Genomic DNA, 21,096 nt, shown 5'->3' on the forward strand with positions numbered 1-21,096 from the left:
ACCGCCATGGCATACAGTGACAAGGTCATCGACCACTACGAAAACCCGCGCAACGTCGGCAAGCTCGACGCCGAGGACCCGGACGTCGGTACCGGCATGGTCGGCGCGCCGGCCTGCGGCGACGTGATGCGCCTGCAGATCAAGGTCAATGACGAGGGCGTCATCGAGGACGCCAAGTTCAAGACCTACGGCTGCGGTTCGGCGATCGCCTCCAGCTCCCTGGCCACCGAGTGGATGAAGGGCAAGACCCTGGACGAGGCGGAAAGCATCAAGAACACCCAGCTGGCCGAGGAACTGGCCCTGCCGCCGGTGAAGATCCACTGCTCGGTGCTCGCCGAGGACGCCATCAAGGCGGCCGTGCGCGACTACAAGCAGAAGAAAGGCCTGATCTGAGGAGCACGCCCATGGCCATCAGCATGACCGAAGCCGCCGCACAGCACGTTCGCCGTTCGCTGGAAGGGCGGGGCAAGGGCGAGGGCATCCGTCTCGGGGTGCGCACCACCGGCTGCTCCGGTCTGGCCTACGTGCTGGAGTTCGTCGACGAGCAGGCGCCCGAGGATCTGGTGTTCGAGAACTTCGGGGTCAAGGTGTTCATCGACCCGAAGAGCCTGGCCTACCTGGACGGCACCGAACTCGACTTCACCCGCGAGGGGCTGAACGAAGGCTTCAAGTTCAACAACCCCAACGTGCGCGGCGAGTGCGGCTGCGGCGAAAGCTTCAACGTCTGAGGATCGCCGTGAGCACCTGCCACTTCGCCCTGTTCGACCTGCAGCCGGCCTTCGTCCTCGATCTCGACCAGCTCGGCGTGCGCTACCGCGAGCTGGCCCGCGAGACCCATCCGGACCGCTTCGCCGATGCCGCGCCGCGCGAGCAGCGCCAGGCGCTGGAGCGCGCCGCCCAGCTCAACGACGCCTACCAGACGCTGAAGAGCCCGAGCCGGCGCGCCCGCTACCTGCTCGGCCTGCGCGGCGAGGTCCTGCCGCTGGAAGCCACCGTGCAGGATCCCGAGTTCCTCCTGCAGCAGATGCAGCTGCGCGAGGAGCTGGAGGAGTTGCAGGACAGCGCCGACCTGGCGGGGGTGGCCGCCTTCAAGCGCCGCCTCAAGGCCGCCCAGGGCGAGCTGGAGCAGGGCTTCGCCGCCTGCTGGGACGACCCCGCCGAACGCGAGCAGGCCGAGCGCCTGATGCGCCGCATGCAGTTCCTCGACAAGCTGGCCCTCGAGGTCCGCGAGCTGGAAGAGCGCCTCGACGATTAACCCGCGCCTCCTGCGAGGGAGGTGCCTGATAACGCGAAGACCATGGCCCTACTGCAGATTGCCGAACCGGGACAGAGCCCCCAGCCGCACCAGCGTCGCCTGGCGGTGGGCATCGACCTCGGTACCACCAATTCCCTGGTCGCTGCCGTGCGCAGCGGCCGGACCGCGCCGCTGCCGGATGCGCAGGGGCGGGTCATCCTGCCTTCCGCGGTGCGCTACCTGGCTGGCGGCCTCGAAGTCGGCCACGCTGCCGTTGCCGCCGCCGCCAGCGATCCGCTGAACAGCATCATCTCGGTCAAGCGCCTGATGGGTCGCGGCCTGGCCGACGTCAAGCAGCTCGGCCAGCAGCTGCCCTACCGCTTCGTCGCCGGCGACTCGCAGATGCCGTTCCTTGACACCGTGCAGGGGCCGAAGAGTCCGGTGGAAGTCTCCGCCGACATCCTGCGCGCCCTGCGCGAGCGTGCCGAGGCGACCCTCGGTGGCGAGCTGGTCGGCGCGGTGATCACCGTGCCGGCCTACTTCGACGACGCCCAGCGCCAGGCCACCAAGGACGCCGCGCGCCTGGCCGGCCTCAACGTGCTGCGCCTGCTCAACGAGCCGACCGCCGCGGCGGTGGCCTACGGCCTCGACAAGGGCGCCGAAGGGGTGATCGCCATCTACGATCTGGGTGGCGGCACCTTCGACATCTCCATCCTTCGCCTGACCCGCGGCGTGTTCGAGGTGCTGGCCACCGGCGGCGACAGCGCCCTCGGCGGCGACGACTTCGACCACGCCATCGCCGGCTGGATCATCGAGCAGGCCGGGCTGTCCGCCGACCTCGATCCGGGCGCCCAGCGCCACCTGCTGCAGGTCGCCTGCGCCGCCAAGGAAGCGCTGACCGATGCCGGGGAAGTGACCGTCAGTCACGGCGACTGGTCCGGCACGCTGAGCCGCGCGCAGTTCGACGCGCTGATCGAGCCGCTGCTGGCGCGCAGCCTCAAGGCCTGCCGCCGCGCGGTGCGCGACGCCGGCATCGAGCTGGACGAGGTCGAGGCGGTGGTCATGGTCGGCGGCTCGACCCGCGTGCCGCGCGTGCGCGAGGCGGTGGGTGAGCTGTTCGGCCGCACCCCGCTGACCGACATCGACCCCGACGAGGTGGTGGCCATCGGCGCCGCCATCCAGGCCGACACCCTGGCCGGCAACAAGCAGGGCGAGGAACTGCTGCTGCTCGACGTCATCCCGCTGTCGCTGGGTCTCGAGACCATGGGCGGGCTGATGGAGAAGGTGATCGCGCGCAACACCACCATCCCGGTGGCGCGCGGCCAGGAGTTCACCACCTACAAGGATGGCCAGACGGCCATGATGATCCACGTGCTGCAGGGCGAGCGCGAGCTGGTCAGCGACTGCCGCTCGCTGGCGCGCTTCGAGCTGCGCGGCATCCCGCCGATGGTCGCCGGCGCGGCGAAGATCCGCGTGACCTTCCAGGTCGACGCCGACGGCCTGCTCGGGGTCACCGCCCGCGAGCTGAGCTCCGGCGTCGAGGCGAGCATCCAGGTCAAGCCGTCCTACGGTCTCAGCGACACCGAGATCGCCCGCATGCTGCAGGACTCCTTCGCCCACGCCGGCGAGGACAAGGCCGCCCGCGCCCTGCGCGAGCAGCAGGTTGAGGCCGAGCGCCTGCTCGAGGCCGTGCAGGCGGCGCTGGCCGCCGATGGCGAGCGCCTGCTGGAGGCCGACGAGCGCGCCATGATCGACCACGAAATGCAGGTGCTGCGCGAACTGGCCGCCAGCAGCGATACCGCTGCCATCGAGCGCCAGGTGCGCCGCCTGTCCCAGGTCACCGACGCCTTCGCCGCCCGGCGCATGGACGCCAGCGTCAAGGCCGCCCTGGCCGGTCGCCAGCTCAACGAAATCGAGGAATAAGCCATGCCGCAGATCGTCTTTCTGCCCAACGCCGAGCATTGCCCGGAGGGCGCGGTGGTCGAGGCCAAGACCGGCGAGACCATCATCGAGGCCGCGCTGCGCAACGACATCGACATCGTGCACGCCTGCGAGATGTCCTGCGCCTGCACCACCTGCCACGTGATCGTGCGCGAGGGCTTCAATTCGCTGGAACCGTCCGACGAACTGGAGGACGACATGCTCGACAAGGCCTGGGGGCTGGAGCCGGAATCGCGGCTGTCCTGCCAGGCGCGGGTCGGCAAGGAGGATCTGGTGGTGGAGATTCCCAAGTACACCATCAACCAGGTCAACGAGAGCCACTGACTGCGGAGCCGCCCCATGAGCCTGAAATGGACCGATGTGCTGGAGATCGCCATCCAACTGGCCGACAGCAAGCCGGAGGTCGATCCGCGCTACGTCAACTTCGTCGACCTGCACCGCTGGGTGATGGCCCTGCCGGAGTTCGCCGACGATCCCCAGCGCGGCGGCGAGAAGGTGCTGGAGGCCATCCAGGCGGCCTGGATCGAAGAGGCCGAGTAAGCGCCGGGCTCCAGGCGGCAGGGTGGAAAACGCGCACCGCGATTTTCCACCGCTGCCCCCGCGCAGGGGCACCACCCGGCGCGCCGGTACGCATTTCACAGCAACCCGCGTATAATCCGCGGGTTTCGTTTATCGGACTTCCTGCGCGCTGCCTCGCCTGCCGATGGCGGCGCGCTCCGGTTTAACCGTCAACCCTGCCTTCCGGAGTTATTCCATGGCCCTGCAACGCACCTTCTCCATCATCAAGCCCGATGCCGTCGCCAAGAACGTGATCGGCGAAATCACCACCCGTTTCGAGAAGGCCGGCCTGCGCGTCGTCGCTTCCAAGATGGTCCAGCTGTCCGAGCGCGAAGCCGCCGGCTTCTACGCCGAGCACAGCGAGCGCGGCTTCTTCAAGGATCTGGTCGCCTTCATGACCTCCGGTCCGGTCATCGTCCAGGTGCTGGAAGGCGAAGACGCCGTCCTGAAGAACCGCGAGCTGATGGGCGCCACCAACCCGAAGGAAGCCGCTGCCGGCACCATCCGCGCCGACTTCGCCGTCTCCATCGACGAGAACGCCGTGCACGGTTCCGACTCCGAGGCTTCCGCTGCCCGCGAGATCGCCTACTTCTTCTCCGCTACCGAGCTGTGCAACCGCATCCGCTAAGCGCGGAACGGTGAGGGTGAATCCATGACTGCAACGACTGGCAAGGTTAACCTGCTGGGGCTGACCCAGCCGCAGCTGGAACGGTTCTTCGAGTCCATCGGCGAGAAGCGCTTCCGTGCCGGCCAGGTGATGAAATGGATTCACCACTTTGGCGCCGAAGACTTCGACGCCATGACCAATCTCGGCAAGGCCCTGCGCGAAAAGCTCAAGGCCTGTGCCGAGATCCGCGGTCCCGAGATCGTCAGCGAGGACATCTCCAGCGACGGCACCCGCAAGTGGGTGGTGCGCGTGGCGTCCGGCAGCTGCGTCGAGACCGTGTACATCCCGCAGGGCGGCCGCGGCACCCTGTGCGTGTCCTCGCAGGCCGGCTGCGCGCTGGACTGCAGCTTCTGCTCGACCGGCAAGCAGGGTTTCAACAGCGACCTGACCAGCGCCGAGATCATCGGCCAGGTGTGGATCGCCAACAAATCCTTCGGCACCGTGCCGGCCAAGATCGACCGCGCCATCACCAACGTGGTGATGATGGGCATGGGCGAGCCGCTGCTGAACTTCGACAACGCGGTCGCCGCCATGCAGATCATGATGGACGACCTCGGCTACGGCATCTCCAAGCGCAAGGTGACCCTGTCCACCTCGGGCGTCGCGCCGATGATCGACGAGCTGGCCAAGGTGATCGACGTGTCCCTGGCGCTGTCGCTGCACGCGCCCAACGACGAGCTGCGCAACCAGCTGGTGCCGATCAACAAGAAGTACCCGCTGGCCGTGGTGCTGGACGCCTGCAAGCGCTACATCTCCGGCCTCGGCGAGAAGCGCGTGCTCACCGTCGAGTACACCCTGCTCAAGGACGTCAACGACCAGCCCGAGCATGCGGCGCAGATGATCGCGCTGCTCAAGGATTTTCCTTGCAAGATCAACCTGATTCCGTTTAATCCGTTCCCCCATTCCGGTTACGAGCGGCCGAGCAACAATGCCATCCGCCGCTTCCAGGACCTGCTGCACCACGCCGGGCACAACGTCACCGTGCGCACTACCCGCGGCGACGACATCGATGCCGCCTGCGGTCAGTTGGTCGGCCAGGTGCAGGATCGCACCCGGCGCAGCGAGCGCTACATCGCGGTGCGCCAGCTGGAGAGCGAAGGCGACCAGCCCCGTTCCGTCGCACCGGGAAACTGACGAGGGAGTTCGTGCATGATGCTGTTGCGTACCACGATGGTCCTGCTGCTCGGCGGCCTGCTGACTGCCTGCGTGTCGACGGGGCATCAGGACCCGCTGAAGACCGCCGAGGGGCGTGAGGCGGCGCGCGATGCCTATGTCAAGCTGGGCATCGGCTACCTGCAGAAGGGCAATACCGAGCAGGCCAAGGTGCCGCTCAAGCAGGCGCTGGAGCTGGACGCCTCCAATGCCGACGCCCACGCCGCGCTGGCCCTGGTGTTCCAGACCGAGATGGAGCCCACGCTGGCCGACGAGCACTACCGCAAGGCGCTGTCGGCGCGCCGCGACGCGCGCATCCTCAACAACTACGGCAGCTTCCTGTTCGAGCAGCAGCGCTACCAGGACGCCTACGCGCGCTTCCAGGAGGCCGCCGAGGACAACCTCTATCCGGAGCGCTCGCGGGTCTACGAGAACCTCGGCCTGACCTCGCTGCGGCTCGGCCAGCGCCCGCAGGCGCTGCAGCACTTCGAGAAGTCGCTGCGCCTGAACCGCAACCAGCCGCGCGTGCTGCTGGAGATGGCCCAGCTGTCGTTCGAGGACCGCCAGTACGTGCCGGCGCGCGGCTACTACGAGCGCTACCTGGCCCTCAAGGGGCCGCAGGACGCCCGCAGCCTGCTGCTCGGCATCCGCCTGGCCAAGGTCTTCGAGGATCGCGACCGCGCTTCCAACTACGCCATGCAGCTGCGTCGCCTGTACCCGGGCACCGCTGAATACCGGCAATATCTCGCGGAGCAACAATGACCATGTCGCACATCGAAGCGGTGGGCGCGTCCTCGCGCAGCAATCCTGGCGAAATCCTCCGCCAGGCGCGGGAGGAGAAGGGCTGGCAGCTGGCCGAGGTGGCCGCCCAGCTCAACCTGACCGCTCATTCCCTGGCCCAGCTGGAAGCCGGCGAGTTTGACCGCCTGCCCGGGCACACCTTCGCCCGCGGCTACGTGCGGGCCTATGCCAAGCTGCTCGGCCTCGACCAGGCCGAACTGGTCGGCATCTTCGACCACTACACCGGCACCGACGCCACCGGCAGCACCGTGCACAGCCTCGGCCATGTGCCCGAGCCGCTGCGCCTGTCGCGCACCGTGCTGCGCCTGGCCAGCGCCGTGCTGCTGCTGCTGCTGCTGGTGCTCGGCTACTTCTGGTGGCAGGAGCGTCCGGAGCGTCTGGCCGACCTCGGCGCGCTCGGCCTCAAGCACATCGAGGTGGAGAGCGCCGACGGCACCACCGAGCTGCACCCGCTCGACGAACCCGAAGACCAGGCGGTGGCCGAGGCCCTGCAGGGCGAGCCGACGCTGGCGCCGATCCCGGCCGAGGCCGGCGGCGAGGGTGCCGAGCCAGCCGCCGCCGATCCGGCGGCTCCGGCCCTGCCGGCGACCCCGCCCGCCCTGACGGCGACTCCGCCGGCCCCGGCCGGCGAAAGCGCGTCGGCCACCCAGCCGACCGCGGTCGCCGCCCAGGCCGTGGCGCCGACCCCGGTCGCCGGCGCGTTGCCCGCGCCCGCCGTCGCCCCCGCTGCCGAGGCCCCGCCCGCGGCCGAGCCCGCGGCGCCTGCGCCGCAGGTCGCTGCCGGCGAGGGCCTGGTGCAGCTCAGCTTCACCGCCGACTGCTGGACCCAGGTCACCGACGCCAACGGCCGGGTGCTGGTCAGCACCGTCAAGCGCGCCGGCGACAGCCTGCAGCTGGCCGGCAAGGCGCCGCTCGAACTGCGCCTGGGCAATGCCCGGGTCGCCCAGGTGCGCTACAACGGCGAGCCGGTCGAGCACCGCAAGAACATGACCGCCAGCGGCACCGCCCGCATCAAGCTGGGACAGTAACATGCACTGCCATTCCCCGATTGTGCGCCGCAAGTCGCGGCAGATCCGCGTCGGCTCGGTACTGGTCGGCGGCGATGCGCCGATCTCGGTGCAGAGCATGACCAACACCGACACCTGCGACGTCGCCGCCACCGTGGCGCAGATCCGCCGCCTGGAAGACGCCGGTGCCGACATCGTGCGCGTCTCGGTGCCCGACATGGACGCCGCCGAGGCCTTCGGCCGCATCAAGCAGCAGGTCCGCGTGCCGCTGGTCGCCGACATCCACTTCGACTACCGGATCGCCCTGCGCGTTGCCGAGCTGGGCGTCGACTGCCTGCGCATCAACCCGGGCAACATCGGCCGCGAGGACCGCGTGCGCGCGGTGGTCGATGCCGCCCGCGACAAGGGCATCCCGATCCGCATCGGCGTCAACGCCGGTTCCCTGGAGAAGGACCTGCAGAAGAAGTACGGCGAGCCGACTCCCGAGGCGCTGGTCGAGTCGGCCCTGCGCCATGTCGACCATCTCGACCGTCTGGACTTCCAGGACTTCAAGGTCAGCGTCAAGGCCTCCGACGTGTTCATGGCGGTCGGTGCCTACCGCCTGCTCGCCGGGCAGATCGAGCAGCCGCTGCACCTGGGCATCACCGAGGCCGGCGGCCTGCGCTCGGGCACCGTGAAGTCGGCGGTGGGCCTGGGCATGCTGCTCGCCGAGGGCATCGGCGACACCATCCGCGTGTCGCTGGCCGCCGATCCGGTCGAGGAGATCAAGGTCGGCTTCGACATCCTCAAGTCGCTGCACCTGCGTTCGCGCGGCATCAACTTCATCGCCTGCCCGAGCTGCTCGCGGCAGAACTTCGACGTGGTCAAGACCATGAACGAGCTGGAGCAGCGCGTCGAGGACCTGCTGGTGCCGCTCGACGTGGCGGTGATCGGCTGCGTGGTCAACGGCCCGGGCGAAGCCAAGGAGGCCCACGTCGGCCTCACCGGCGGCACCCCGAACCTGGTCTACATCGACGGCAAGCCGGCGCACAAGCTGGACAACGACAACCTGGTCGACGAGCTGGAGAAGCTGATCCGCCAGAAGGCGGCGGAGAAGGCTGCGGCCGACGCCAGCCTGATCGCCCGCAGCTAAGGAATTTCCGTGAGCAAGAACATCCAGGCCATCCGTGGCATGAACGACATCCTGCCGGAGCAGACCCCGCTCTGGCGCCATCTCGAGAACAGCGTCGCCGGCCTGCTCGACGGCTACGGCTACCGGCAGATCCGCATGCCGATCGTCGAGTTCACCGACCTGTTCAAGCGCTCCATCGGCGAGGTCACCGACATCGTCGAGAAGGAGATGTACACCTTCGAGGACCGCAACGGCGACTCGCTGACCCTGCGCCCGGAAGGCACAGCCTCCTGCGTGCGCGCGGTGCAGGAGCACGGCCTGATCGGCGGCGGCCAGCCGCAGAAGCTGTGGTACATCGGCCCGATGTTCCGCCACGAGCGCCCGCAGAAAGGCCGCTACCGCCAGTTCCACCAGATCGGCGTGGAGCTGTTCAACTTCGACGGCCCGGACGTCGACGCCGAGCTGATCGTGCTGACCTGGCGCCTGTGGGGCGTGCTGGGCATCCGCGACGCGGTGCAGCTGGAGCTCAACAGCCTGGGCAGCAGCGACGACCGCGCGCGCTACCGCGAGGCGCTGGTCGAGTACCTGTCGGCGCGCTTCGAGCAGCTCGACGAGGACAGCCAGCGCCGTCTGGCCAGCAACCCGCTGCGCATCCTCGACAGCAAGAATCCGGATACCCAGGCGCTGCTGGTCGACGCCCCCAAGCTGGCCGACTACCTGTCCGAGGAGTCGCGCGTGCACTTCGCGGGCCTGAAGGCGCGTCTGGACGCCGCTGGCATCCCCTACGTGCTCAATCCCAAGCTGGTGCGCGGCCTCGACTACTACGGCAAGACCGTGTTCGAGTGGACCACCGACAAGCTCGGCGCCCAGGGCACCGTGTGCGCCGGCGGCCGCTACGACGGCCTGGTCGAGCAGCTCGGCGGCAAGCCGACCCCGGCGGTGGGCTTCGCCATGGGCGTCGAGCGCCTGGTGCTGCTGATCGAGACCCTCGACAAGGTGCCGGCCGAACTGGCCCGCCAGGTCGACGTCTACCTGGCCGCCTTCGGCGAGGCCGCCGAACTGGCCGCGCTGAAGCTCTCCGAGCAACTGCGCGACGCCGTGCCGGGCCTGCGCCTGGTGGTCAACGCCGGCGCCGGCAGCTTCAAGAGCCAGCTGAAGAAGGCCGACAAGAGCGGTGCGCTGTTCGCCCTGATCCTCGGCGAGGACGAGCTGAACCAGCAGGTGGTCGGCGTCAAGCCGCTGCGCGGCGATGCCGCCCAGCAAACCATTGCCTGGGATGCGCTGAGCGCGCATCTCGCGGCTTGCCTGGCGCAAGCCTGAACCTGAATCGATCTAGGGAGTGACCGCGGTGACCTCGCGTACCGAAGAAGAAGAACTGGCGGTAATCAGGGACTGGTGGCAGCGCAACGGCAAGCCGCTGCTGGTCGGCGGCGCCCTGGCGCTGGTCGGCGTGTTCGGCTGGCAGGCCTGGCAGAACCACCAGGCCAACCAGAGCTACGCCGCCTCCGCGCTCTACCAGCAGCTGGTGGACGTCACCCTGAGCGCTCCGGGCGAGCCGGATGCCGGCAAGGTCAGCGACCTGGCCGGCAAGCTGAACAAGGACTTCGCCGGCAGCCACTACGCCCAGTACGCCAGCCTGCTGGTGGCCAAGGTGGCGGTGGACAACGGCCGCCTCGACGAGGCCGCCGGCGAGCTGCGCAAGGTGCTCGACAAGCCTGTCGACGCCACCCTCGGCGAAGTCGCGCGCCAGCGTCTGGCCCGCGTGCTGGCCGCCCAGGACAAGGCCGAGGAAGCCCTCGGCCTGCTGGCCGGCGAGGCCGCGCCGGCCTTCGTCGCCGGCCGCGAGGAACTGCGCGGCGACCTGCTGGTCCGTCTGGGCCGCGGCGCCGAGGCGCGCAGCGCCTACGAGAAGGCGCGTGCCGCGCTGCCGCAGGAGGCGGGCCTCGGCACGCTGCAGATCAAGCTGGACGACCTGGCCGACGGAGACGCCTGATGATGCGCTGGACTCATGCGGTAATGCTGGCCACGGCGGTGCTCGCCGCCGGCTGCAGCAGCAACTCGACCAAGGAGCTGCCGCCGGCCGAGCTGGAGAAGTTCGCCGAGGAAGTGCGCCTGGACAAGCAGTGGAGCCGTTCCATCGGCGAAGGCCAGGGTGAGACCTGGAACCAGCTGGAGCTGGCCGCCGAGGGCGACAGCCTGTTCGCCGCGGACATCGAAGGCCTGGTGGTGGCGATGAACCGCGAGACCGGCAAGGTGCTGTGGGAGACCGAGCTGGACAAGCCGGTTTCCGGTGGCGTCGGCGCCGGCTACGGCCTGGTGCTGGTCGGCACCCTCAAGGGCCAGGTGATCGCCCTCGACAGCACCAGCGGCGAAGTGAAGTGGCGCGCCCCGGTGGGCAGCGAGGTGCTGGCCGCGCCGGCCAGCAACGGCAACGTGGTGGTGGTGCAGACCCAGGACGACCGCCTGGTCGCCCTCGACGCCACCAGCGGCGAGCGCCTGTGGAGCTACGAGAGCACCCCGGCGGTGCTGACCCTGCGCGGCACCGGTGCGCCGGTGGTGACCAACCAGCTGGCGGTGGCCGGCCTGTCCAGCGGCAAGGTGATCGCCCTCGACGTGCAGCGCGGCATCCCGGTGTGGGAGCAGCGGGTGGCCGTGCCGCAGGGTCGCTCCGAACTGGAGCGCATGGTCGACATCGACGGCGGCCTGCTGCTGTCCGGCGGCACCCTCTACGTGGTGACCTACCAGGGCCAGCTGGCCGCGCTCGACCTGATGAGCGGCCGTCCGCTGTGGCAGCGCCAGGCGTCCAGCTACGTCGGCGTGGCCACCGGCTTCGGCAACATCTACGTCAGCCAGGCCGGCGGCACCGTCGAGGGCATCGACGAGCGCTCGACCTCGGCGCTGTGGAGCAACGACGCCCTGGCGCGTCGCCAGCTGACCAGCCCGGCGGTGTTCTCCAGCAACGTCGCGGTGGGCGACCTGGAAGGCTACCTGCACCTGCTGAGCCAGGTGGACGGCCGCTTCGTCGGTCGCGTGCGGGTCGACAGCGACGGCCTGCGCGCCCGCCCGCTGGTGGTCGGCGACTGGCTGTATGCCTACGGCAACAGCGGCAAGCTGGTGGCCTACACCCTGCGCTGAACGTACCGCCGGGAGGCGGTACACCTGTGAGCGGCCGCTGCAACTGACTAGACTGCAGCGGCCGTTGTGTTTTTCACGAATTACCCATGGAGAGCCGCATGGTTCCCGTTATCGCTCTGGTGGGACGCCCCAACGTCGGCAAGTCCACCCTGTTCAACCGCCTGACCAAGAGCCGCGACGCCATCGTCGCCGACTACGCCGGCCTGACCCGTGACCGCAAGTACGGCGAGGCGAAGTGGCAGGGTCGCACCTACATCGTCATCGACACCGGGGGCATCTCCGGCGACGAGGAAGGCATCGACGCCAAGATGGCCGAGCAGTCGCTGCAGGCCATCGAGGAAGCCGACGCCGTGCTGTTCATGGTCGACTCGCGCGCCGGCATGACCGCCGCCGACCAGATGATCGCCGAGCACCTGCGCAAGAACAACAAGCGCACCTTCCTGGTCGCCAACAAGGTCGACACCGTCGACCCGGACATCGCCCGTGCCGAGTTCAGCCCGCTGGCGATCGGCGACGCCTTCCCGGTCGCCGCCGCCCACGGCCGTGGCGTCAACGCCCTGCTGCAGGCCGCGCTGGGCGAGTTCCCCAGGGACGAGGGCGAGGAGGACGAGTTCGCCGAAGGCGAAGCTGGCGAGGAGGGCGCTCCGGCCGAGCCGAAGCAGCGCATTCCCGGCCCGGACGAGCACTCCGGGATCAAGATCGCCATCATCGGCCGGCCTAACGTCGGCAAGTCGACCCTGGTCAACCGCATGCTCGGCGAGGAGCGGGTGATCGTCTACGATCAGGCCGGCACCACCCGCGACAGCATCTACATCCCCTTCGAGCGCGACGAGGCCAAGTACACCCTGATCGACACCGCCGGCGTGCGTCGCCGCGGCAAGATCTTCGAGGCGGTGGAAAAGTTCTCGGTGGTGAAGACCCTGCAGGCGATCCAGGACGCCAACGTGGTGATCTTCGTCATGGACGCCCGCGAGGGGGTGGTCGACCACGACCTCAACCTGCTCGGCTTCGTGCTGGAGACCGGCCGCGCGCTGGTCATCGCGCTGAACAAGTGGGACGGCATGGACAGCCACGAGCGCGACCGGGTGAAGACCGAGCTGGAGCGCCGCCTGCAGTTCGTCGACTTCGCCGACATCCACTTCATCTCCGCGCTGCACGGCACCGGCGTCGGCCACCTGTACAAGTCGGTGCAGGAGTCGTTCCGCTCGGCGGTGACCCGCTGGCCGACCAGCTACCTGACCCAGATCCTCGAGGATGCGGTCAGCACCCACCAGCCGCCGCTGGTCAACGGCCGGCGCATCAAGCTGCGCTATGCCCACCTCGGCGGTGCCAACCCGCCGCTGATCGTGATCCATGGCAACCAGGTCGACGCGGTGCCGCGCGCCTACTCGCGCTACCTGGAGAACACCTACCGCCGGGTACTCAAGCTGGTCGGCACGCCGATCCGCATCGAGTTCAAGGGCGGCGAGAACCCCTACGAGGGCAAGAAGAACACCCTCACGGTGCGCCAGGTGAACAAGAAGCGCCGCCTGATGAGCCACCACAAGAAGGCCGAGAAGAAGAAGAAGGACAAGCGCCGCTGAGGTCCTGTCCCGCAGTGCAGAACGCCGCCGGCCCGAGAGGGCGGCGGCGTTTTTCATGCTGCGTCAGATTTGATCGTTCCCATGCTCCCGCGTGGGAATGCTGTACGGGGCGCTCCCGCGCCCCGACGCCGTGGCTAGGGGACGCGGAGCGTCCCGGGAGTCGTGCCCACGCGGAGCGTGGGCACGATCACGACGCAGTGCTCAGCGCCGCGCCAGCCAGCGCAGCGCGCCCAGTCCGGCCGCCCGGCCGCTGGCGAAGCAGGCGGTCAGCAGGTAGCCGCCGGTCGGCGCCTCCCAGTCGAGCATCTCGCCGGCGCAGAACACCCCCGGCAGTTCACTCAGCATCAGGTTGGCGTCCAGCGCCGCGAACGGCACGCCGCCGGCGCTGCTGATCGCCTCGTCCAGCGGGCGCGCGCGGACCAGTTCCAGCGGCAGCGCCTTGATCGCTGCGGCCAGGCGAGTCATGTCCTGGAAGGTGGCGGCGTCGGTCAGCTCGCGCAGCAGGCCGGCGCGCACGCCGTCGATGCCCAGCTGTCCGGCCAGATGCCTGGCCAGCGAGCGCGAGCCACGCGGCCTGGCGAGCGCGGCGGCGACCTGCTCATGCGTGCGGTTGGGCAGCAGGTCCAGATGGATCACGGCGCGGCCAGCGTTGTCGATCTGTTCGCGGATCGCCGCCGACAGCGCATAGATCAGGCTGCCTTCCACGCCGCTGGCGGTGACCACGAACTCGCCCTGACGCGGGGCGCTGCCATCGAGACTGATCGCCACCGGCTTGACCGGCGCGCCGGCGAACTTGTCGCGGAAGAATGCCGTCCAGCCCGCCACCTCGAAGCCGCAGTTGCTCGGCTTGAGCGGCGCCACCGCGACGCCGCGCTGCTCCAGCAGCGGCACCCAGGCGCCGTCCGAGCCCAGGCGCGCCCAGCTGCCGCCGCCGAGGGCCAGCACCACGGCACCGGCTTCGACGCTGCGCGCGCCCTCGGGCGTAGCGATGCGCAGCGCGCCGGATGCGTCCCAGCCCAGCCAGCGCGCACGGGGGTGCAGTGCGACGCCCTGCTCGCGCAGGCGACGCAGCCAGGCGCGCAGCAGCGGCGCGGCCTTCATGTCGCTGGGAAACACCCGCCCGGAGCTGCCGACGAAGGTGTCGATGCCGAGAGCGTGGATCCAGGCGCGCAGGGCGTCGGCGTCGAACTCCTCCAGCAGGCGGCCGATCTCGGCGGCGCGCGCGCCGTAGCGCTGCACGAAGGCCGCCTTCGGCTCGGCGTGGGTGATGTTCATGCCGCCGACGCCGGCGAGCAGGAACTTGCGGCCCAGCGAGGGCATGGCGTCGAACAGCTCCACCTGCGCGCCGCCGGCGGCGAGCACTTCGGCGGCCATCAGGCCGGCGGGGCCGCCGCCGATCACGGCGACGCGGGGGGAGGCGGGAAGCGGGGAGCTGGACATGGCGGGCAGCGGACAGGGAAACGGGGCGGCATTCTAGCAGCTCGCCGCGCCGGGCTCAGGTCGCTGCGATCCAGCCGTCGCGCCGCTCGATGCGCCAGGCGCTGGCGCCGAGGATCAGGCCGCGCAGCGCCATGAAGGCGAGGAAGGCCAGCCACAGTCCGGCGTTGCCGAGGCCCTGCAGCCACCAGGCCAGCGGCAGGGCGAGGGCCAGCGCCAGCAGCATGGCGTCGCGCATTTCCCGGGCGCGGGTGGCGCCGATGAACAGGCCGTCGAGCAGGTAGCTCCATACCGCCAGCAGCGGCAGGACGGCGAGGTACGGCAGGTGGGCGTGGGCGATGGCGCGCACCGCGGCGATGTCGGTCTGCAGGTCGACGAACCAGGTGCCGGCGAACAGGAAGAAGGCGGCGAAGCCGAGGCTGGCGAGCAGCGACCAGCTGCCGGCCAGCCACAGGCTGCGGCGCAGCGCCAGACGGTCGCGCGCCCCCAGGGCGTGGCCGCACAGCGCCTCCAGCGCATGGGCCAGGCCGTCGAGGGCGTGGGCGGTGAGCAGCAGGCCGTTGAGCAGCAGGGCGTTGGCCGCCACCGTGGCGTCGCCCAGGCGGGTGCCCTGCACGGTGACCAGCAGGAACACCCCCTGCAGCGCCAGGGTGCGCAGGAAGATGTCGCGGTTGACCGCCAGCAGCGCCCGCCAGCCGGCCCAGCGGCGCAGCGCCGGCCAGTCGGCGCGCCCGGCGTATTCGCCCAGGCGCCGGCGGGCGAGATACAGGCCGAGCAGCGCGCCGCTCCATTCGGCCAGCACCGAGGCGCGCGCCGCGCCGGCCACACCCCAGTCGAGGCCATGGACGAACCACACCACCAGGGCCACGTTGAGCAGGTTGGTGGTCAGCAGCATGGCCAGCGGTGCGCGGGCGTTCTGGCTACCGAGCAGCCAGCCGATCAGCGCGTAGCTGGCCAGTGCCGCCGGCAGGCCGAACAGGCGGATGTGCAGGTAGTCGCGGGCCAGGGCGTCAAGCTCCGCGCCCGCCTGCATCAGGCCGAGCAGCAGCGGCAGCAGCGGCACCACCAGCAGGCCGGCCAGCAGGGCGAACAGGCCGGCGAGCAGCAGGCCCTGGGCGAGCAGGGCGCGCAGGGCGCCGCCGTCGCCGCGCCCGCTGGCCTGGGCGGCGAAGCCGGTGGTACCCATGCGCAGGAAGCCGAAGGTCCACACCAGCAGGCTGTACAGGCTGCCGCCGACCGCGGCGGCGCCGAGCTGGTGGGCGTGCGGCAGGTGGCCGACCACCGCGCTGTCGACCAGCGCCACCAGCGGCACCGACAGGTTGGAGAGGATCATCGGGGCGGCCAGCGCCCCCACCCGCTGCCGGGTGGGGGCGTGACGCCAGGCGTCGGCAAGGGCGTTCATCGCGGCTCCATGGCAGGCGCGCCAGTATAAAGGTGTGCACGACTCGACGCTTGCGCGCAGGCCGCCCCTGAGCGCCAGGCCCTTCGGCTATAGTCGCAGCTCCCGCGTCCCCGATCTGCGAGCCCGCCATGTTGAACAAAGGATTGCTTCTGGCTCTCGCGCTGAGCCTGCTCAGTGCCTGCGATTCCCGCGATTCCGCCCCGGAGCCGGGCCGCGCCGCCACGCCGGCGGCCGAGCGCCAGGCGGCCGCGCCGCCGGATCGCGCCGCGCTGGCCGCACGGCATGCCGGTCGCGAGCTGAGCGTGGTGGATGTCTCCGAGGTGCAGCTGGACGGCGCCAGCGCGCTGTCGGTGACCTTCTCCGTGCCCCTCGATCCCGACCAGCCGTTCGCCGAGCGCCTGCACCTGGTCGACAGCAAGGACGGCAAGGTGGATGGCGCCTGGGAGCTCACCGACAACCTCAGCGAGCTGCGCCTGCGCCACCTGGAGCCGCAGCGCAAGCTGGTGCTGACCGTGGATGCCGGCCTGCGCGCGGTGAACGGCGCGCAGCTGGCCCGCGAGCACGTCAGCCGCCTGGAGACCCGCGACCTGCAGCCCAGCGTCGGCTTCGCCAGCCGCGGCTCGCTGCTGCCGACCCGCCTGGCCGAGGGCCTGCCGGTGCTCGCGCTGAACGTCGAGCGGGTCAACGTCGAGTTCTTCCGCATCCGTCCGCAGGCGCTGCCGGCCTTCCTGGCGCGCTGGGGACGCAGCAGCAGCCTCGACGTCTGGGAGGCGGAGGAGCTGCTGCCGATGGCCGAGCTGGTCTACGGCGGCCGCTTCGACCTCAAGCCGGCGCGCAACACCCGCGAGACGCTGCTGCTGCCGATCGCCGGCCTCGAGCCGTTCAAGCAGCCGGGGGTGTACCTGGCGGTGATGCGCGAGGCCGGCCGCTACGCCCATACGCTGCCGGCGACGCTGTTCACCCTCAGCGACATCGGCCTGTCCGCGCACCGCTACCGCGACCGCCTGGACGTATTCACCCAGGCACTGGAGGGCGGCAAGGCCCGGGCCGGGGTGACGCTGGAGCTGCTCGACGGCAACGGCGCGCTGCTCGCCGGTGGCGAGACCGACGCGCGCGGCCACGCCCAGCTGCCGCTGCCGGCCAAGGCCCGCCTGCTGCTGGCCCGCCAGGGCGCGCAGACCAGCCTGCTGCGCCTGGACGGCGCGGCGCTGGACCTGGCCGAATTCACCATCGCCGGGCCCCGCGCGCAGCCGCTGCAGTTCTTCGTGTTCGGCCCGCGCGATCTCTACCGGCCGGGCGAGACCGTGCTGCTCAACGCCCTGCTGCGCGACGCCGACGGCCGCGCGATCGCGGCCCAGCCGGTGAGCGTCGAGGTGCGCCGCCCGGACGGGCAGACCAGCCGCCGCTTCGTCTGGAACGCCGACGCCGCCGGCCTCTACCAGTACCGCCTCGAGCTGGCCGAGCAGGCGCCCACCGGACGCTGGCAGCTGCGCCTCGACCTCGGCGCCGGCGAGCCGCAACTCCACGAATTCCTGGTCGAGGATTTCCTCCCCGAGCGTCTGGCCCTGGAGCTGGCCGGCAGCGAGCGGCCCCTGGCGCCGGACGCGCAGGTCGAGTTCGCCGTCAGCGGCCGCTACCTGTACGGCGCGCCGGCTGCCGGCAATCGCCTGTCCGGCCAGCTCTACGTGCGCCCGCTGCGCGAGGCGGTGGCGAATCTGCCGGGCTACCAGTTCGGCGACATCACCGAGGCCGATCTCAGCCAGCAGCAGGAGCTGGAGGAGCTGGCCCTGGATGGCGAGGGGCGGGCGTCGATCCGCGTGGAGAACCGCTGGAGCGAGGCGCGCTCGCCGCTGCGCCTGATCCTCCAGGCCAGCCTGCAGGAGTCCGGCGGCCGCCCGGTCACCCGCCGGCTGGAGCAGCCGGTCTGGCCGGGCGAACGCCTGCCGGGCCTGCGCGCGCTGTTCGACGGCGAGGAGGTGGATGCCGACGGCCAGGCCGAGTTCGAGCTGCTGGTGGCCGACGCGGCCGGCAACAAGCTGGCCGCCGACAATCTCAGCGTGCGCCTGGTGCGCGAGCGGCGCGACTACTTCTGGAGCTTTTCCGAGAGCGACGGCTGGAGCCACGACTTCACCGAGAAATTCCTCACCCTCAGCGAGGAGCCGCTCAGCATCCCGGCCGGCGGCACCGCCAAGGTGAGCTTCCCGGTGGAGTGGGGGCCCTACCGCGTCGAACTGGTGGACAACGCCAGCGGCCTGCGCAGCAGCCTGCGCTTCTGGGCCGGCTACCGCTGGCAGGACAACGCCGAGGGCGGCGCGGTGCGCCCGGACCAGGTCAAGCTGGCGCTGGACAGGCCGGCCTACGGCGCGGGCGACACCGCCCGGGTCACGGTCACCCCGCCGGCCGCCGGCAACGGCTACCTGCTGGTGGAGTCCGCCGACGGTCCGCTGTGGTGGCAGGAGATCGAGGTGCCGGCCGAGGGCAAGACCTTCGAGGTGCCCATCGCCAGCGACTGGCTGCGCCACGACCTGTACCTGAGCGCCCAGGTGGTGCGTCCCGGCGAGCGCAAGGCGCAGGTCACCCCCAAGCGGGCGGTCGGCCTGCTGCACCTGCCGCTCGAGCGCGCCCCGCGCAAGCTGGCGCTCAGCCTGCAGGCGCCCGAGCGGATGCGTCCCGGCCAGCCGCTCACGGTCAGGATGCGCGCGCGCAACGCCGACGGCAGCATTCCCGCCCGGGCGCACGTGCTGGTCGCCGCAGTGGACGTGGGCATCCTCAACATCACCGAGTACGCCACGCCCGATCCCTTCGCCGCCTTCTTCGGCCGCAAGGCCTACGGCGCCGACCAGTTCGACGTCTACGGCCAGTTGATCGAGGCCGGCCGCGGCCGGCTCGCCAGCCTGGCCTACGGCGGCGACGCCGGGCTGGAGGCCGGCGGCAAGCGCCCGGAAACCGGCGTGCTGATCGTCGCCCGGCAGAGCGAGGCGCTGGCGCTGGACGATCAGGGCGAGGGCGAGGTCAGCCTGGACATTCCCGACTTCAACGGCGAGCTGCGCCTGATGGCGCAGGCCTGGAGCGACGAGCGCTACGGCATGGCCGAGGCGAAGACGGTGGTGGCCGCACCGCTGGTCGCCGAGCTGGCCATGCCGCGTTTCCTCGCCGGCGGCGACGAGACCACGCTGGCCCTGGACCTGGACAACCGCTCCGGCAGCGCGCAGACCCTCGCCGTGCGCCTGGACGCCGAGGGGCAGCTGCGCCTGCTGGGGGACGCCGCGGCGGAGCTGCAGCTGGCCGCCGGCCAGCGCGTCACCCTGCGCATCCCGGTGCGCGCCGAGGGCGGCCTCGGCCAGGGGCGCATCCGCGTCGAGGTGGCGGGACTGGCGCTGCCCGGCGAGGAGGCGCCGCCCCTGCGCCGCGAGTGGACGCTGGGCGTGCGCCCGGCCTGGCCGGCGCAGCAGCGGCAGTTCCGCACGGTGCTCGGTGCCGAGCCCTGGAGCCTGCCGGCCGGCACCCTGGCGGACTTCGCGCCGGCCGGCCGGGAGGCCGTGCTGGCGCTGTCCAGCCGGCCGCCGCTGAATCTCGGCGAGCAGCTCCGCGCACTCAAGGCCTATCCGTACGGCTGTCTGGAGCAGACCACCAGCGGGCTGTTCCCCTCGCTCTACGCCGATACCGCCAGCCTGCGCCGCCTCGGCCTGGAGGGCGAGTCCGACGAGCAGCGTCGGCGCAGCATCGAGCGGGGCATCGAGCGTCTGCTCGGCATGCAGCGGCACAACGGCAGCTTCGGCCTGTGGAGCGCCGAGAGCGAGGAGGAGCACTGGCTCACCGCCTACGTCGGCGACTTCCTGCTGCGCGCCCGCGAGCAGGGCTTCGCCGTGCCGGAGGCGGCGCTCGAGCGCGCCACCGACCGGCTGCTGGCCTACCTGCAGCAGCCCGGCCTGATCGACGCCCACTACACGGAGGATTTCGCCCATACCCGCTTCGCCGTGCAGGCCTATGCCGGCTACGTGCTGGCGCGCAGCCGCCAGGCGCCGCTGGGCGCCTTGCGCAGCCTGTTCGAGCGTCGCGGCGAGGCACGCTCCGGCCTGCCGCTGGTGCAACTGGCGGCGGCGCTCGAACTGATGGGCGATGCCCCGCGCGCCGCGCAGGCGCTGTCCCAGGGGCTGGTCCTGGCCCGCGACGGCGAGCAGTGGCTGGCCGACTACGGCAGCCCGCTGCGCGACCAGGCGCTGATCCTCGCCCTGCTCGAGGAACACGACCTGGCGGCCGGCCAGCGCGAGCAGCGCCTGTTCGGCCTGGCCGAGGAGCTGGCCGGCCGGTCGTGGCTGTCGACCCAGGAGCGCAACGCCCTGTTCCTCGCCGGCCGCGGCCTGCTCGGCCGGCCCGAGGGGACCTGGACGGCGCAGCTGGCCAGCGGCGAGCGGCGCATCGAACTGAGCGACGTCCGGCCGAACCTGCATCTGGCGGACGGCGAGCTGGCCGAGCCGCTGACCCTGCACGGTGCGGCCGGCATGCCGCTGTACCAGCAGCTCACCCTGTCCGGCTACCCGGCGCGGGCGCCGGCGGCCGGTGGCGAGAACCTGAGCATCGAGCGCGAGTACCTGCAGCCGGATGGCCAGCCGCTGGACGTCACCCGGCTGCGCAGCGGCGAGCTGGTGCTGGTGCACCTGGCGGTACGCGCCCGCCAGCGGGTGCCGGATGCGCTGGTGGTCGACCTGCTGCCCGCCGGTCTCGAGCTGGAGAACCAGAACCTGGCGCAGAGCGCCGCCAGCCTGGCGGACGCCGGCAGCCAGGTCGGCGACTGGCTGCGCGCCATGCAGGCCGGGCGGGTCCGTCACCAGGAGTACCGCGGCGACCGCTACGTGGCGGCGGTGGATGTCGATGCCTACGACACCACCCACCTGCTCTACCTGGCGCGCGCGGTCACCCCGGGCCACTATCGGATACCGCTGCCGCAGGTGGAGTCCATGTACCGGCCGAGCTGGCAGGCGCTGGGCAGCGCGCCGGAGCGCATGGTGGTGAGGGCTCCTTGAGCGGCGGAACCCGCCCGGCGAGCCGGCTGCGCCCGTGGCTCGCG

18 protein-coding genes are annotated in these 21,096 nt (G+C 70.9%); 16 read left to right on the plus strand and 2 right to left on the minus strand.

All coding sequences use genetic code 11. From position 1 onward, the window contains the following. The first annotated feature begins 6 nt into the window (after positions 1 to 6). From iscU to der, 15 genes are all read left to right on the plus strand, one after another. Complete coding sequence (gene iscU / locus SK095_RS19020) at positions 7 to 393, plus strand: Fe-S cluster assembly scaffold IscU (RefSeq protein WP_320547161.1); 387 nt, start codon at positions 7 to 9, stop codon at positions 391 to 393. Between the two features lie 11 nt (positions 394 to 404). Beyond that, positions 405 to 728, plus strand: a complete 324-nt coding sequence (iscA, locus tag SK095_RS19025; protein WP_320547162.1) for an iron-sulfur cluster assembly protein IscA — start codon at positions 405 to 407, stop codon at positions 726 to 728. 8 nt (positions 729 to 736) lie between these two features. Continuing rightward, entirely contained in the window at positions 737 to 1,255 is a 519-nt protein-coding gene (gene hscB, locus SK095_RS19030; RefSeq protein WP_320547163.1) for a co-chaperone HscB, read from the plus strand. A gap of 42 nt (positions 1,256 to 1,297) precedes the next feature. After that, positions 1,298 to 3,157 carry a Fe-S protein assembly chaperone HscA gene (gene hscA, locus SK095_RS19035; protein ID WP_320547164.1) on the plus strand — a complete coding sequence of 620 codons (1,860 nt, stop codon included), beginning with the start codon at positions 1,298 to 1,300 and terminating at the stop codon, positions 3,155 to 3,157. Positions 3,158 to 3,160: 3 nt separating this feature from the next. Next, a complete protein-coding gene (gene fdx / locus SK095_RS19040; RefSeq protein WP_136490935.1) occupies positions 3,161 to 3,499 on the plus strand; it encodes an ISC system 2Fe-2S type ferredoxin in 339 nt (112 codons plus the stop codon). A gap of 15 nt (positions 3,500 to 3,514) precedes the next feature. Continuing rightward, complete coding sequence (gene iscX / locus SK095_RS19045; RefSeq protein WP_320547165.1) at positions 3,515 to 3,715, plus strand: Fe-S cluster assembly protein IscX; 201 nt, start codon at positions 3,515 to 3,517, stop codon at positions 3,713 to 3,715. A 214-nt stretch (positions 3,716 to 3,929) separates the two neighbouring features. Next, positions 3,930 to 4,361, plus strand: coding sequence for a nucleoside-diphosphate kinase (gene ndk / locus SK095_RS19050; RefSeq protein ID WP_090211713.1), 432 nt, complete (start codon positions 3,930 to 3,932; stop codon positions 4,359 to 4,361). A gap of 24 nt (positions 4,362 to 4,385) precedes the next feature. Beyond that, entirely contained in the window at positions 4,386 to 5,534 is a 1,149-nt protein-coding gene (gene rlmN, locus SK095_RS19055; protein ID WP_136490938.1) for a 23S rRNA (adenine(2503)-C(2))-methyltransferase RlmN, read from the plus strand. Between the two features lie 18 nt (positions 5,535 to 5,552). Next, positions 5,553 to 6,314, plus strand: a complete 762-nt coding sequence (gene pilW, locus SK095_RS19060) for a type IV pilus biogenesis/stability protein PilW (protein ID WP_136490941.1) — start codon at positions 5,553 to 5,555, stop codon at positions 6,312 to 6,314. Next, positions 6,311 to 7,381 carry a RodZ family helix-turn-helix domain-containing protein gene (locus SK095_RS19065; RefSeq protein WP_320547166.1) on the plus strand — a complete coding sequence of 357 codons (1,071 nt, stop codon included), beginning with the start codon at positions 6,311 to 6,313 and terminating at the stop codon, positions 7,379 to 7,381. The genes pilW and SK095_RS19065 overlap by 4 nt, the downstream gene beginning before the upstream one ends. Before the next feature lies 1 nt (position 7,382). Beyond that, a complete protein-coding gene (gene ispG / locus SK095_RS19070; RefSeq protein ID WP_136491493.1) occupies positions 7,383 to 8,492 on the plus strand; it encodes a flavodoxin-dependent (E)-4-hydroxy-3-methylbut-2-enyl-diphosphate synthase in 1,110 nt (369 codons plus the stop codon). Positions 8,493 to 8,501: 9 nt separating this feature from the next. Next, positions 8,502 to 9,791 carry a histidine--tRNA ligase gene (gene hisS / locus SK095_RS19075; RefSeq protein WP_320547167.1) on the plus strand — a complete coding sequence of 430 codons (1,290 nt, stop codon included), beginning with the start codon at positions 8,502 to 8,504 and terminating at the stop codon, positions 9,789 to 9,791. Between the two features lie 28 nt (positions 9,792 to 9,819). Then, positions 9,820 to 10,464, plus strand: coding sequence for a YfgM family protein (locus tag SK095_RS19080; RefSeq protein ID WP_136491491.1), 645 nt, complete (start codon positions 9,820 to 9,822; stop codon positions 10,462 to 10,464). Then, positions 10,464 to 11,606: an outer membrane protein assembly factor BamB gene (gene bamB / locus SK095_RS19085; RefSeq protein ID WP_320547168.1), complete on the plus strand. Its 1,143-nt coding sequence runs from the start codon at positions 10,464 to 10,466 to the stop codon at positions 11,604 to 11,606. Before SK095_RS19080 ends, bamB begins: the two co-directional genes overlap by 1 nt. Positions 11,607 to 11,704: 98 nt before the next feature. Continuing rightward, positions 11,705 to 13,189 carry a ribosome biogenesis GTPase Der gene (der, locus tag SK095_RS19090; RefSeq protein ID WP_136491489.1) on the plus strand — a complete coding sequence of 495 codons (1,485 nt, stop codon included), beginning with the start codon at positions 11,705 to 11,707 and terminating at the stop codon, positions 13,187 to 13,189. Between the two features lie 201 nt (positions 13,190 to 13,390). On the opposite strand, the gene SK095_RS19095 is transcribed toward der, so the two are convergent. Further along, positions 13,391 to 14,638, minus strand: a complete 1,248-nt coding sequence (locus SK095_RS19095) for a TIGR03862 family flavoprotein (protein ID WP_414153897.1) — start codon at positions 14,636 to 14,638, stop codon at positions 13,391 to 13,393. Between the two features lie 46 nt (positions 14,639 to 14,684). Then, positions 14,685 to 16,028: an MATE family efflux transporter gene (locus tag SK095_RS19100; RefSeq protein WP_320547170.1), complete on the minus strand. Its 1,344-nt coding sequence runs from the start codon at positions 16,026 to 16,028 to the stop codon at positions 14,685 to 14,687. Between the two features lie 128 nt (positions 16,029 to 16,156). On the opposite strand from SK095_RS19100, the gene SK095_RS19105 reads away from it, so the two are divergent. Then, positions 16,157 to 21,052 carry an alpha-2-macroglobulin gene (locus tag SK095_RS19105; RefSeq protein WP_320547171.1) on the plus strand — a complete coding sequence of 1,632 codons (4,896 nt, stop codon included), beginning with the start codon at positions 16,157 to 16,159 and terminating at the stop codon, positions 21,050 to 21,052. Positions 21,053 to 21,096 lie beyond the last annotated feature (44 nt).

The sequence above is a fragment of the Pseudomonas sp. AN-1 genome (assembly GCF_034057115.1).
Taxonomy (GTDB): Bacteria; Pseudomonadota; Gammaproteobacteria; order Pseudomonadales; family Pseudomonadaceae; genus Geopseudomonas.